At 65.1% G+C, this 13088-nt stretch carries 15 protein-coding genes; 7 read left to right on the forward strand and 8 right to left on the reverse strand.

The genetic code is table 11. From position 1 onward, the window contains the following. Positions 1 to 224: 224 nt before the first annotated feature. The 4 genes from L1F06_RS11455 to coxB are packed head-to-tail and all read right to left on the reverse strand — an operon-like array spanning position 225 to position 4799. Positions 225 to 1040 (reverse strand): cytochrome c oxidase assembly protein, encoded by an 816-nt coding sequence (locus tag L1F06_RS11455; RefSeq protein ID WP_003246807.1) that lies wholly within the window; start codon positions 1038 to 1040, stop codon positions 225 to 227. Beyond that, positions 1031 to 1384: a hypothetical protein gene (locus tag L1F06_RS11460; RefSeq protein ID WP_129482674.1), complete on the reverse strand. Its 354-nt coding sequence runs from the start codon at positions 1382 to 1384 to the stop codon at positions 1031 to 1033. Before L1F06_RS11460 ends, L1F06_RS11455 begins: the two co-directional genes overlap by 10 nt. Further along, positions 1384 to 3915 (reverse strand): cytochrome c oxidase subunit I, encoded by a 2532-nt coding sequence (gene ctaD / locus L1F06_RS11465; protein WP_129482675.1) that lies wholly within the window; start codon positions 3913 to 3915, stop codon positions 1384 to 1386. The genes L1F06_RS11460 and ctaD overlap by 1 nt, the downstream gene beginning before the upstream one ends. Next, the gene (coxB, locus tag L1F06_RS11470) at positions 3912 to 4799 is read right to left on the reverse strand and encodes a cytochrome c oxidase subunit II (RefSeq protein ID WP_003246804.1); all 888 of its coding nucleotides are present in this window, start codon (positions 4797 to 4799) and stop codon (positions 3912 to 3914) included. Before coxB ends, ctaD begins: the two co-directional genes overlap by 4 nt. A 144-nt stretch (positions 4800 to 4943) precedes the next feature. Here coxB and L1F06_RS11475 point away from each other — a divergent pair, with 144 nt between their 5' ends. After that, a complete protein-coding gene (locus L1F06_RS11475; RefSeq protein ID WP_129482676.1) occupies positions 4944 to 5402 on the forward strand; it encodes a DUF2231 domain-containing protein in 459 nt (152 codons plus the stop codon). Positions 5403 to 5481: 79 nt separating this feature from the next. Here L1F06_RS11475 and L1F06_RS11480 read toward each other — a convergent pair whose 3' ends face one another. Further along, on the reverse strand, positions 5482 to 5895 hold the full coding sequence (locus L1F06_RS11480; protein ID WP_003246802.1) for a CopD family protein: 414 nt from the start codon (positions 5893 to 5895) through the stop codon (positions 5482 to 5484). Positions 5896 to 6273: 378 nt separating this feature from the next. On the opposite strand from L1F06_RS11480, the gene L1F06_RS11485 reads away from it, so the two are divergent. From L1F06_RS11485 to L1F06_RS11495, 3 genes are all read left to right on the forward strand, one after another. After that, the gene (locus L1F06_RS11485; RefSeq protein ID WP_003246801.1) at positions 6274 to 6825 is read left to right on the forward strand and encodes an ATP-dependent Clp protease proteolytic subunit; all 552 of its coding nucleotides are present in this window, start codon (positions 6274 to 6276) and stop codon (positions 6823 to 6825) included. 129 nt (positions 6826 to 6954) lie between these two features. Further along, the gene (locus L1F06_RS11490; RefSeq protein WP_003246800.1) at positions 6955 to 7419 is read left to right on the forward strand and encodes a ferritin-like domain-containing protein; all 465 of its coding nucleotides are present in this window, start codon (positions 6955 to 6957) and stop codon (positions 7417 to 7419) included. A gap of 86 nt (positions 7420 to 7505) precedes the next feature. Beyond that, on the forward strand, positions 7506 to 7976 hold the full coding sequence (locus L1F06_RS11495; RefSeq protein ID WP_129482677.1) for a PA2169 family four-helix-bundle protein: 471 nt from the start codon (positions 7506 to 7508) through the stop codon (positions 7974 to 7976). A 5-nt stretch (positions 7977 to 7981) separates the two neighbouring features. On the opposite strand, the gene L1F06_RS11500 is transcribed toward L1F06_RS11495, so the two are convergent. Beyond that, positions 7982 to 9463, reverse strand: a complete 1482-nt coding sequence (locus L1F06_RS11500) for an FAD-dependent oxidoreductase (RefSeq protein WP_129482678.1) — start codon at positions 9461 to 9463, stop codon at positions 7982 to 7984. Between the two features lie 218 nt (positions 9464 to 9681). Between L1F06_RS11500 and L1F06_RS11510 the strand changes: the two genes are divergently transcribed. From L1F06_RS11510 to L1F06_RS11520, 3 genes are all read left to right on the forward strand, one after another. Continuing rightward, the gene (locus L1F06_RS11510) at positions 9682 to 9963 is read left to right on the forward strand and encodes a con-10 family general stress protein (RefSeq protein ID WP_129482679.1); all 282 of its coding nucleotides are present in this window, start codon (positions 9682 to 9684) and stop codon (positions 9961 to 9963) included. A 166-nt stretch (positions 9964 to 10129) separates the two neighbouring features. Then, positions 10130 to 10639, forward strand: a complete 510-nt coding sequence (locus L1F06_RS11515) for a ferritin-like domain-containing protein (RefSeq protein ID WP_003246790.1) — start codon at positions 10130 to 10132, stop codon at positions 10637 to 10639. Positions 10640 to 10678: 39 nt separating this feature from the next. Next, positions 10679 to 10939, forward strand: a complete 261-nt coding sequence (locus tag L1F06_RS11520; RefSeq protein ID WP_003246788.1) for a DUF2061 domain-containing protein — start codon at positions 10679 to 10681, stop codon at positions 10937 to 10939. A gap of 90 nt (positions 10940 to 11029) precedes the next feature. Here L1F06_RS11520 and L1F06_RS11525 read toward each other — a convergent pair whose 3' ends face one another. Next, on the reverse strand, positions 11030 to 11749 hold the full coding sequence (locus L1F06_RS11525; protein ID WP_129482680.1) for a ferritin-like domain-containing protein: 720 nt from the start codon (positions 11747 to 11749) through the stop codon (positions 11030 to 11032). A 10-nt stretch (positions 11750 to 11759) separates the two neighbouring features. Further along, positions 11760 to 12932 (reverse strand): hypothetical protein, encoded by a 1173-nt coding sequence (locus tag L1F06_RS11530; RefSeq protein WP_003246783.1) that lies wholly within the window; start codon positions 12930 to 12932, stop codon positions 11760 to 11762. Positions 12933 to 13088: the final 156 nt, after the last annotated feature.

The following is a 13088-nucleotide window of genomic DNA, read 5'->3' on the forward strand; positions in this document are numbered from 1 at the left end:
GCTGTATTAACTGGGAAGAGGTCTAGACCAAGACTTGCAGGCAAAACTCGCCGTTTCGGCAATATCGTTCGCTTACAGCGTGTTAAGCACGCCAAGATAAATTCGCGAGTCTCGCGACAGAAAAACAACTTGAACTTAACGGCTGCGAGGGCATCGGCCTCGGCGACGTCACCGCGCTTCGCAGCGTCGGGCGCCGAGGTCGAACGTACGCGTTTCGCTCGCGTTCACAGCGGTCGCGCGTCGGCCTGGCGGCGCCAGATGCGCGTCAGCCAGCGCCAGCTGATCCAGCCGGCACCGGCCAGGTAAACCAGGCTGCCGGGTACCCACATGAGCAGGCCGGCCAGTTGCTGGTCGGCCAGATCACGCGATTCGCCATAGAAGGGGGTATTGCCGAAGGTCAGCAGTGCGCCCAGCAGGCCCGTGTGCATCAGCGTCAGCAGAATGGCCATGAGCGCGTGGGGCACCTGCCGGGGACTGGCCCGCAGGCAGGACCACCAGAACAGCCAGGCGCTGAACAGAAAGCAGGCGTGCTCGATGGCATGCCACCAGGTGTTCTCCAGCGCCAGCATGTACAGACTGGGCGTGTGCCAGATCCAGATCATCGCGCCGTGCAGCATGGCCAGTGCCACCGGGTAGCGACCGCCACGCAGCAGCGCGTCGGACAGCGGACGCAACCAGCCGCCCAGTACCGCTCGCCATTGCGGCAGCGGCCGCGCCAGCGCCCACAAAGGTGCAATGACGATCATGAACAGCATGTGCTGAACCATGTGCAGGCTGGTGCTGGTTTCCGCCCAATCGTCGATCGGGCCGAACACGGCGAATACGGTTATGACCATCGCCAGGTGCATCCACAAGGCCTCCCGGCCATGCGGCCGTACCTTGCGGCAACCGATTATATAAAGCAGCCAGGCGCTACCCAGGAGCACCGCACTCAGCATCAGGGGCAGGCGCTCGTCGAGATGCAGGTGACTGTCGAATGGCCCATGGGCAGCAGCGCTGGCGGGCAATAGCAGGATCAGGGCACAGAGCATCACAGGCATGGCGGCAGGCTCAGGATTGGCAGGGCGACGAACAGGGTGCCCAGCGCACCCACCAGGTGTACGGACGCAGCCAGGCGCGCGACGAAACGGCCGGCCGGCTGTTCATCGGCGCGTCTGGCGGCGAGCTGAAAGCGCCTGGCCAGCCATAGCAGAACCATGAACGTCAGCAGGCTGAACAGGGCGAGCAGGGCGTTGAGCCAGGTCCACTGGCCTTGCTCGGGAGCCGGCGGCGCCAACGCGCAGCCCACCGAGAGACCACCGTAAACGGCGACGAACCACAGGCTCCAGAGCACCAGCCCGAGCGGAATGTGGATGGGGTTGTAGGGCGAGGCCAGGGGCTGCATCACAGGCCTCCAAAGGTGGGGGGAAACAGGACTAGGCAGAAGTAGCTGATCCACAGCACCGCCAGGTTGTATTGCCACAGCTGCTCGACCACCAGCGGCTCGTAGGGCGTCTTGGCGCACACATAGCCGTAATGCACGCGCAGCGCCTGCAGACCGCTGAGCACGGCGGCCAGCACACCATGCAGCAGGCTGTAACCGAGCATCACCAGAACCACGGCGTCATGCGCCGTGGCACGCGGCGCGAGGTCGCCGCCGAGTATCGCCCACAGCAGCAGCGCCGCATGCAGCAGCCCCAGCGTGGCGACACCGGCGAAGCAGGTGAGCAGGGCGGAAGGCTCGCCCTCGCCACGGCGCAGCCTACGCAGCACCGGTCGCTGCCAGAGCACCGCGGCAGTCAGCGCCAGAGCGCTGGCCAGCAGCACGCGCTGGTCGAACACCGGCGCGTCCGGCACCTGCCAGTTCGGCGATACCGTCCACAGGTAGAACCAGCCAAACAGCAGCGACAGGTACAGCGCACCGTTGGCCAGCAAGGTGACGCCCATGCCCCACAGCCCGGGACCGTCACAGGTGCGTGAATGCAGCGGCGGCTCGCCCGGCTGTACCCGCGCGTCCGGTGCCGCCAGGGGATGCGCGCCGTTCTCCCAGCTCCAGCGCAGCAGGGCCAGCACCGCGACGAGGCTGGCAGCCAGCGCCACCCAGTAGTGCTTGCTCAGCAGACCCAGGCAGGTGAAGGCGATGAACGCGGCGGCGATGAAGGGCAGCCAGCTGTTGCCGGGCAGATGGACGATCTCGCGCACCTTGCCGGTCAGCGGCTCGACGCCCCAGGTTTCCCGGCGGCCGTGGTCGATCACCGTCAGCGCGAAATCGCCACGGTCGATGCGCTCGCCCAGATCGGGCTCCTCCCACAGCGGGTGGCGGGTGCGCACCGGCGGCAGGCTGACGAAGTTGTAGGGGCTCGGCGGCAGGTGGGTACTCCATTCCAGGGTATCGGCCTTCCACGGGTTGTTGTCCGCCGGCTGGCCGAAACGGAAATGCAGGACGATGTCCAGCAGCACGGTGGCGATACCGATGGCCATGATGAAGCTGCCCACCGAGGAGATCAGATTGGGCAGGTCCCAGCCCAGGCCGGTCTGGTAGGTGTAGATGCGCCGCGGCATGCCCATCAGCCCGGTCCAGTGCATGATCAGGAAGGTAACGTTGAAGCCGATGAACACCAGCCAGAAGCCCCATTTGCCCAGGCGCATGGAGGGCATGCGCCCGGAAAAATGCGGCAGCCAGTAATAGATGCCGGCCAGGAGCGGGAAGAACATGCCGCCCACCAGCACGTAGTGCATGTGTGCCACCACGAAATGGGTGTCGTGTACCTGCCAGTCGAAGGGCACCAGGGCCAGCATCACCCCGGTCAGGCCGCCACAGACGAAGATCACCAGAAAGCCCACCAGCCACAGCATCGGCACGTGGTACACCGGCCGCCCCAGCCACAGCGTGGCGATCCAGGCGAACACCTGAACGCCGGTGGGTATCGCCACCAGCATGCTCGCCGCGGAGAAGAACGCCTGCGCCAGTTGCGGGATGCCCACGGTGAACATGTGGTGCACCCACAGGCCGAAGCTGATGAAGCCGGTGGTGAGAATGGCCAGCACCACCCAGCGATAGCCCACCAGCGGACGCTGGCAGAACACCGGCAGCAGGGTCGAGACGATACCGGCGGCCGGCAGGAAGATGATGTACACCTCGGGATGGCCGAACAGCCAGAACAGGTGCTGCCAGAGGATCGGGTCGCCACCGCGGGCCACCTCGAAGAACGGCAGGCCGGCGGCGCGCTCCAGCTCCAGCAGGATGCTGCCGAGAATCAGCGGCGGAAAGCCGACCACGATCATCATTGCCATCACCAGGATATACCAGGCGTAGATCGGCATCTTGTGCAGTGCCATGCCTTCGGCGCGGGTGCGCAGGATCGATACCACCAGTTCCACCCCGGCCGACACCGCGGAGATTTCCACGAAGGTGATGCCGATCAGCCAGAAGTCCGAGTTCGGCCCCGGTGTGTGCACCGCGCTGGACAGCGGCGTGTACATGAACCAGCCGGCCTTGGGCGCGATGCCCAGCAGCAGGCTGGCACACAGGATCAGCCCGCCGAACAGGTAGCACCAGTAGCCCAGCGCCGACAGGCGCGGGAACACCAGGTCGCGCGCGCCGAGCATCTTCGGAATCAGGTAGACCGCCAGGCCTTCCATCATCGGCACGGCGAACAGGAACATCATCACCGTGCCGTGCATGGTGAAGATCTGGTTGTACATGTCCGGCTCGAGGAAGTCGTAACCCGGCAGCGCCAGTTGTGTGCGCACCAGCATCGCCAGCAGACCGCCGAACAGGAAGAAGCCCAGCCCGGTGAGCATGAAGCGGATGCCGACCGTGGTGTGGTTGACGATGGTCAGGGACTTCCAGCCGCGCGGGTTGCCCCACACGTCGTCGAACTGGTCGTGCAGGTCGTTCGTATCGACGTTGTTGTCGCTGCTCTGTTTGCTCACGGTGCCAGGGTCTCCAGCCAGTCGGCGATGGCGCTGAGGTGGTCGGGGTCGAGATCGTCGTGCAGCGGCATGGCGTTGCCAGGCTTGAGCCGCTGGTGTTCGTGCAGCCAGCGCAGCAATGCGCCCGGCTCGTTGCTCAGCACGCCGGCACCCAGGCTTTTGCGTGAGCCGATGTCGCTCAGGTCGGGCGCCCGCTCGCCATCGCTGACGCCGGCGACGCGGTGGCACTGGCCACAGCGCGCCTGGAAGGCTTCGCCGGCCGGGCCGGGCAGGGGGCTGATCTGCGGCTCACTACGGGCCTGCAGCCAGGCCTGGAAGTCGTCCTCGCTGTGGGCCTGCACGTCGAGAATCATGTGGCTGTGCTGGGTGCCGCAGAATTCCGAGCACTGCCCGCGAAACACGCCGGGCTGATCGGCCTGCAGGCGGATGCGGTTGTCGCGGCCGGGGATCATGTCGATCTTGCCGCCCAGGCGCGGCACCCAGAAGGAATGGATAACGTCGGCGCTGCTCACGTCCAGGTCCACCGGACGCCCCGTCGGCAGGTGCAGCTGGTTGGCGGTGACCACGCCGCTTTCCGGGTAGCGCACCTCCCACCACCACTGGTGCCCGACCACCTCGATGCGCAGCGGCGGCTCGTCCAGCGGCAAGGGCAGCATGCGATGACCGATGGGAATGCCGAACGCCAGCAGCACGATGATGCTCAGCGTCGGCAGCAGCAGGCCGCCCCCCACCAGCCAGCGCAGCGTCAGCTGCCGTGCGCGAGCGGCGTCCACTTCGCGCGGCTGGCGGCGCATGGCGTGCAGCCACAGCGCGGTCACCACCACCAGCACCAGGGTGGCGAACGCGCACATCGCCCACCACAGCAGCGCCACCTCGCGTGCCATCGGCCCGGCGGGGTCGAGTGCCGATTGCGGGCCCTGGCAGGCAACGAGCAATGGAACTGCCAGCGTCAGCGCGGTCCATTTCAGACAGGGACGCTGCAGCAGGCGTCGCCGTTTCCTTCCCAACCCTTGCGCAAGGAGGCCTGGATGGCCGAAATCAGAGAAGTCATTGTCAGCCGCGCCGCCATCGCCGGGCATCCGTTGCACCCGATGATGACCCACTTCCCGGTGGCGGCGTTGCTCGGTCTGGTGGCCAGCGACATCGCCTACCTGCTGCTGGCCGACCCGTTCTGGGCGCGCGCCAGTCTCTGGCTCGCCGGCGTCGGCGCCTTCGGCGGCTGGGTGGCCAGTCTGGCCGGGCTGGTCGACCTGCTGACGGTGACCAGCATCCGCCTGAAGATCACCGCCTGGTGCCACGCCATCATCGCCGTGATGATGCTGTCGCTGGCCTCGCTGAACTGGCTGCTGCGCTACGCCGGACCGGAGCAGGGCATGGAGCGCTGGGGGCTGTACCTGTCGCTGCTGACCGCCGCCCTGATCGCCCTGGCCGCCTACCTGGGCGGGCGCCTGGTGTACGAGCACGGCGTCGGCGTCGATACCCGCTGAGTAGCGCCTCGTCCCCTGACCGACTGGTGCGTGCTGGTGGTTGCGAGGCAAACGGTGCATGTCGGTAGGAACTCCGCGGTCAGAAGGGCTTGGCCAGCACCAGCCAGAGCGTGGCGCTGATCAGGCTGGCGATCAGCAGGCCGATCAGCAGGCAGTCACGGCGCAGCGATGGCTCGGGGACGCGTTCGATGCGCAGGACCAGCACGCCACACAGCGCATGGCAGATGACCATGCCGGCAACGGTGGTGAGCTTGACGATCAGCCAGGGATCGAACAGGGCATCGCGCAGGAACAGTGCGGTACCCGAGCCGATGGCCAGCAGCGCGGCGGGCGTGGCGACGAGGGTGAAGACCATGCGCGTCAGGTGGGCATGGTCGCGATAGAACAGGTCGTCGCTGCTGCGGGTCCCGGCGGCGATCATTGCCGGCAGGTACATCAGCGCGCCGCACCAGCAGATCAGCGCTGTCAAATGCAGCAGTTTGAGCAGTGGCATCGATGCTCTCCGTTGCGTCCGTTCGTTGCCGAGGCGTGACCCGAGCGGGACGGGTCACGGTTTTGTGACTGCCTGACCGGGCGCGAGTTCGGCCTTTTGCCGTGGCTCGCATGCCTCGCAGGAAAAGAAGGGAACCGCCGCAAGGAGAAGGAGGGAGACGGTGCGGCGGCCCCGGGGGAACCGTATTTCGCAGGTTCGGGGTGTTCGTTGTCCGTGGTTCCCTTGAAAGGAACAGAGTTCCGCTCGAGGCAGCCGTTCAGCCTTTTTTCGCCAGAGCGGGCTCAGGTGCCCGTAGAAAGGTGAACCCTGTGGGGCAGTTCTCACTCACTGCAAGAGAGGGAGGCGCGTGACGGCGCCTCAACGACAGAGGAGAGCAACATGAGAACTCACGTCGTGCATTTCACCGCGCCGATCAACTCCTACACGTGCGGGCAGTTCATCGACAAATGCAGCCAGGCGATCCATCAGGGCGCAGACGAGCTGGTGATCAAGATCGCCACCATGGGCGGGGAGTGCAGCTACGGCTTCTCCCTCTACAACTTCCTGATCTCGCTGCCGGTGCCGGTGAAGACCCACAACCTCGGCACGGTGGAATCGATGGGCAACATCATCTTCCTCGCCGGGCAGACGCGCACCGCCTGCCAGCACAGCAAGTTCCTGTTCCATCCCTTTCACTGGACGGTCAACGGCGCGGTGGACCACACGCGCATGTCCGAATACGCCATGAGCCTGGACTACGACCTGCAGCTCTACGCCGCCATCGTCGACGAGTGCACGCAAGGCGCGCAGGCCCCGCTGGACGTGCTCGACTGCCTGACCGCCGCGCCGCGGATTCTCAACGTCGAGGAGGCGCTGGCGGCCGGCATCATCCACTCCGTGGATTGCCTGGGCATGCCGGCGGAATCCGTCAACTGGTGTGTGCATACCTGAAGCCGTGCCTGGCGACCGCTTGGAAGATTGGCTGAACGATCCCGCTCGGCTGTGCGTCGGATTTCATGTGGCCCCATCACGGGACATCCAACCAAGCATTGGCCGTCGTATCGGCCCGGAGGCGAAAAAATGGAGCTCACAGACGATCGCAAAGAGCTTGTCCGCACCCTCAACAAACTGATCGAAACCTGCAAGGACGGCGAGGCCGGCTTCAAGGTCTGCGCCGAAGACATCAAGCGCCCGGACATCAAGCAGCTGTTCACCCAGCGCGCGCGGCAATGCGGCGAAGCCGCCGCCGAGCTGCAACGTGTGGTGCTGGAGTTCGGCGGTGAGCCGGAGGACAGCACCAGCATCAGCGCTGACCTGCATCGCCGCTGGGTCGATCTCAAGTCGCTGGTGACCGGCAAGGACGAGGAGGCGATCCTCAACGAGGCGGAGCGCGGCGAGGATGTCGCCAAGGAGCGTTACAGCGAAGCCTTGAGCAAGAACCTGCCGACGGATATCCGCGCCATGGTGCAGCGCCAGTACGAGGGTGTGCTGCGCAATCACAACGAGGTCAGGGCGTTGCGTGACGCAGAGCGCGCCAAGAGCTGACCCTGCCGCTCGCGACCGGATGCGCGGTTCGCTCCGCGCATCCGGTTTTCTCCTTTCACACGGTGAACGCGAAGGGCTTTCAGCACATGCCGACACTGGACAAGACCATCACCCAACTCAACCACCTGTTGCTCGCCTGCGAGGACGGGCAGCTGGCCTATCGACGTTTCGCCGCTGACGCCGAGGCGGCGGATCTGCAGCAGCTGTTCGACACCTGGGCTGCCGAACACGCGCTGGTGATCGACCTGACACAGGCGCAGATCGCCACCTACGGTGGCCGGCCCAGCGATCATCCCAGCCTGCAAGGCGTGCTGCGCGAAGGCTGGTACAGCCTCAAGGCGCTGGTTGCCCCCGTGCATGACGATGCCCGATTGCATGCCGCGCTGGAGGTCGAGCAGCAGGTTCGACGCTGCTTCGAAGCGCTGTTCGACGAGCCGCTATCGCCCGAGTTCCGCAAACAGCTCAGCGAACCCCACGAGCGCGCCCTGGAGCGCGATACGCAGATCCGCGCGCTGCTGGAGAATCCCGTTCAGCGCGACTCCTCCAGTTCCGGCTAAGCGCCTCAGCGCCGCAGCCTGCGCTTGGCCAGCGGCTCGCGCGCCGGGCCGTGCCTGACCGCACCATCGGCCTCGAAGATCAAACCATGGCAGGGGCAGTCCCAGGTTCTGTCGGCATTGTTCCAGGTCACCGGACAACCCATGTGCGTGCATTCGGCCGACAGCGCATGCACCGCTCCAGCATCATCGCGCCAGACTGCCAGCTTGTCCTCGCCGCGCCGCAGCACGCCACCTTCGCCAGGGCCGAGATCCTCCACCGAGTCGATGTAGGTGTGGCTGTCGCTGCTCTGATTGAGGTCCTCGCCCGCCGAACGTCTCGGGTCGAACAGCGCGCCCCAGGGCCAGCGGCCACTGACGATCTGCTCGGCCAGACCGAGCCCGGCAGCCGTGCCGTTGGTAATGCCCCAGGCACTGAAGCCGGTGGCCACGAACAGGCCGGGGGACTGGTCCGGGTCGGGCTCGCCGACGTAGGCCATGCGATCGGGCGTGTCGTAATCCTCGTTGCACCAGCGCCAGACGGGCTCGGCCACCGGCAGATGCTGGCGAGCCCAGTGTTCCAACTCGTCGAAGCGCTGCGCGACATTGCCGTCCTGGCCGGTGTTGAACCGCGGCCCCAGCACGATCAGCAACGGCCCCTCGGCATCCTGACCCATGCGGATCGAGCGGGTCGGCTCTTCCACGGCGATGAACATGCCATCCACGGACTCGCCCTCGCGCGGGCGAAAGGCAATGGCCACGTGGCAGCGGGGCTGGGTCGGGCTGATGTAGTCCACCGGTGTCTGCACCGGCATGTGCGTGGCCAGGACCAGCTGATCGGCGCTGACCACGCCGCCTTCGAAACCGACCTGCCAGCGCTCGTCGTGCTCGAAGCTCATGGCGCGGGTCCGCTCGAACACGCGGCCACCTCTGGCCTGTACCGCCTGCGCCAGGCCCACCAGGTAACTGGCCGGGTTGAACTGCGCCTGCTGGGGAAATTCCAGCGCACAGCTGGTTGCAAAGGGCAGCGGCGCCTGGTGCAGCACCCGTGCCTCCAGCCCGAGGGAACGGGCGGCTTCGGCTTCCTTCACCACCGCGGCCTTCTGCGCTTCGGAGATGGCGTAGGCGTAGGCCGAACGCTGTTGGTAGTCGCAGTCGATGGCGTAGCGCTCGATCCACTCGGCAATGCGCTGCATCGCCTGGCGGTTGGCATCCGCGTAGGCCCTGGCCAGCGTTTCGCCGCAATCATCTAGCAGCTCGCGGTAGATCAGCGCGTGCTGCGTGGTGATCTTGGCGGTGGACAATCCCGTGACCTGACGACCCACTTCGCGCGCTTCCAGCACCATCACCGACTTGCCTGCCTCGCTCAGTGCCAGGGCTGCACTCAAGCCGGCGATACCGGCACCGACCACCACGACCTCGCATTCGCAATGCCCGGAGAGGGTGGGGAAATCGCCTTTCGGTGCCGAGACGGTCCAGCAACAGTCGGGCGTGGCGGATAGCGCGGGCATGATGGCTTCTCCTCGTTTCAGCCTGGGTCTTTCTGTGTAGAAGTCCCTCGCGCAAGCCCGGTTCAACCTTTTTCCAGGGGCCAAATCGCTGCCGATGCCGTTCATCCCGGGCGCTGAAAATAACCTGAACCGCGCCCTGCAGGCGCCACTCCTCTCTAGTGAGGGCCAACGCAATCGCCAGGCCCCGTCCCTTTGAACGCGAAGAAGTGGAGGTTTCCATGACCACGCAGAAAGGCAAGATGACCGTCGAACAAGCTGGCCGCAAAGGAGGTGAAAGTACGTCCGCCAGCCATGACAAGGAGTTCTATCAGGAGATCGGCAGTCAGGGAGGTCAGAACAGTGGAGGCAATTTCAGGAACGATCCTGAACGCGCCTCCGAGGCCGGCCGCAAAGGCGGACAGGCCAGCGGTGGCAACTTTTCCAACGACCGTCAGCGTGCCTCCGAAGCAGGACGCAAGGGCGGTGAGCGCAGCCACGGAGGTGGCGGCAACAACCGCTAGCGTCAGCTAGCGCGAGCGCCACGGATGGCGCCTTGTTTCAGATTCTCTTTTCCAACAGATAGCCGCGATTTCCGCCCCCCTGTGCTTGCGCCAGCGGGAGCGGTGAGAGGAGGGCGCCTGCCCCCTGCAAGGCCATCTGCAATTCGACCGACAGGAGCTAAACGACATGTCTACCCCTACCGACAATCTGCTGGACTGGCTGCGCGACGCCCATGCCATGGAGCAACAGGCCGAGAAGATGCTTACCGCCCAGGCCGAGCGCCTGGAACATTACCCGGACCTCAAGGCGCGCATCGTCCAGCACATCGACGAGACCCGTGGCCAGCGCGAGCTGCTGGAGTCCTGTCTGCAACGCCTGGGCAGCAGCCCTTCAACCTTCAAGGACCTCTCCGCCAAGGTAATGGCCTTCGGCCAGGCCGTTGCCGGCATGACGGTCAGCGACGAGGTGGTCAAGGGTGCAATGAGCGGCTACGTGTTCGAGAACATGGAAATCGCTTCGTACACCGTGCTCATCGCCGCGGCCAAACGCGCCGGCGACGCCCAGACCCAGACCGCCTGCGAACAGATCCTCAAGCAGGAGGTGGCCATGGCCGACTGGCTGCGCGATCACCTGCCGCAGATCACCGTCGCCTTCCTCGAGCGCTCCGCGGCGCCTGACCTGGACGCCAAACGCTAACGGAGCCCGGCACCGCCTCGCGCGGTGCCGGGGCCTTTGATGCCAAAGACTCTTACCTTCGCCATCCTGCACTTTTCCATCGCCTTCGGCATTGCCTATGCGCTGACCGGCGATTTTCTCACCGGCGGCCTGATCGCCGTGCTGGAGCCTGCCTGCAATACGGTGGCTTACTACTTCCACGAAAAGCTGTGGAACCGTCTGGACAAGAAGGCCGCCGCCGATGGCGGCGACGCTGCCGGCCACGGTCACAGCCATATCCTCGGCACCTTGCGGCGCATGCTGCGCCGCGGCGAAAGCTAGTGCCATAAGCAGCAGAAGAGGGCGCTGAACGAAAAGCGGGGAAGGGCCCATGGCACCTTCCCCGCTCGTTCGTGCTACTTAACTGTGCGCTTATACCTGCCGCACGACTTCCTCCTTCAGCCAGTTGCGCACCGTCTCCAGGTGCACCTGCTCCTGATTCAGCGCCTTGTAGAAGCTCTCGGCGATTTCGGGCTGGCCACAGGTGTCGGCGAGTTCGATCAGCAGCTCCCAGCCAGCGTTATCGGTGAGCTCGGCGGTCAGCAGCGCGTTGAGCGACTGCGCCAGGTTGGTCCGCGGGTCACTGATGGTCTGCAACACGCCCATGCCGGTGACACCGACGACATCCGCGCAGGGCGTCATCGCCGAGGGATCGGCGCCGAGCTTTTCCATCGCCGCCACGACCAGGGCGAAGTGCTCGGCCTCTTCGGCGCGAAAGCGCTGCAGGGTGGTCAGCTGCGCTTCGTCGACCACCTCGATCACCGAGACCTTGGCCAGCAGTGCCTCGTATAGGCGCACCCCGGTGCGTTCGAAGGCCAGGCGCTCGCCCAGCTTGTCGATCAGCATTTCCGGGCTGACGCCGGTGAGCTTGTTCAGCGCCGTCTTCATCATGCCCTTGACCGAGCCGGGGAGCGGCACCGAACCGACGGCATCGGCCCGCGCCACTTCCTCGCTGCGCACCACAGCCAGCTTGCGTTCGTCGCCGGGCACATCTGGCGGCACTTCCTGGCTGGCCTTGAGCATGGCTTCGCTGTCGATCGGAGACATTTGTACGCCGGTGTAGTTGAGTCCCATCTTGGTAGCGTTCTGCATGGCGAAATCCTCAGGATGCGTTCTTCAGGCTGAGCTCGGTACCCGGCGCCCATTGATAGCCGGCGGAAGCCGCCTCGGCAGGCACACCCTCGGAGTTCAGGTGGTTGCGGTAGTCGCGGCTGGCGTGACCTTCGTGCTTCTTGTCGACGTAATCGTGGCCCTTGGTGCGCAGGTCAATTTCCTCGGCCAGGGTCTTGCGCACGAACTCGCGCTGGCTCTTGAACTCGATCAGCTTGGGCACCGAGCCGCCGAGGATTTCCGCCGGGTCGCGGCGTTCGTACTTCTTGAACAGCTCGCAGACCAGGTGCAGGTGGCCTTGCTCGTAGTCGAGGAAGCGCTCCCAGATCGCCTTGATGCGCGGGTTTTCTTCCTGCTCCATGCAGCTGTTGTAGGCATAGACCTCCATCGCCTCGTGGATCAGCCACTTCTCCAGGAAGCTCTCGTCGGGGTCCTGCAGCGAACCGTACTGGGTCACGTGCTGTTCCTCGACCGAGGCGATCTCCGCGTAAAGCTGGCGGGCGAGGGGATCGGCGAAGGTCGGGCCGATGGTCATGTAATAGTCGTGGGTCTGGTATTCGGCGGCGGTGATCATCGCCGCGTGAATCTTGGTGATCAGGGCCGCGCTTTCGCGCTGATAGGAGTCGCGCAGATCGTCCTCGGGCGCACGGTGATGCACGGTGGTCGGTCGGCTTGGGATGATGTCGGTGTAGCCCTGCAGAATGTTGTTGGCATCCTTGCCCTCGAGCCGATCGAGCATGGCCGAATAGCGATACAGATGATCGAAATCCTCCAGCAGGCCGAAGCGATAGGTCTGCGCCTGATAGGGATCGGGTTCGTTCTGCGCCACCGCGGCGGTCACCTCGATCGCCACCTGTTCGTAAGCCACCGTGGTTTCCAGCGGCGAGTGATCGGCAGACAGCAGCCAGTTGACCATCGTGGCCTGATGCTGCTCGGTGCGCCGCACCTCGGCCAGCGCCTGACGCAGATGCCCATTGAAGCGCGCGCCGATGTTCTTCAGACGCAGGGCATCGGTCTCGATGCCGTTCATGAGGATGATGCGCACGCGGGTGAAGGCATCGTCATCCAGTTTGCTGATGGGCTTGCCAGCCATTTCGCGCCAGGTGAATTTTTGTTTGTCCAAGGGGCAGCCCTTGGTATCGAACAGGCTAGTCAGGGTTTCCATCTGTGTTCCTCCAGATTGGTCTCAAGGCAAGAAAGCCTCTGAGTCTGGAGTGGGCGCCGGATCACAAGGTTGCAGTATTACGATGAGTGGCAGGCAGCTTCGAATCGCTGCTGAGGGGAAATGGCAGAAGAGAGGTCCTTAGAAAACGTGATGCGC

The organism is Pseudomonas hydrolytica (assembly GCF_021495345.1).
Lineage (GTDB): Bacteria > Pseudomonadota > Gammaproteobacteria > Pseudomonadales > Pseudomonadaceae > Aquipseudomonas > Aquipseudomonas hydrolytica.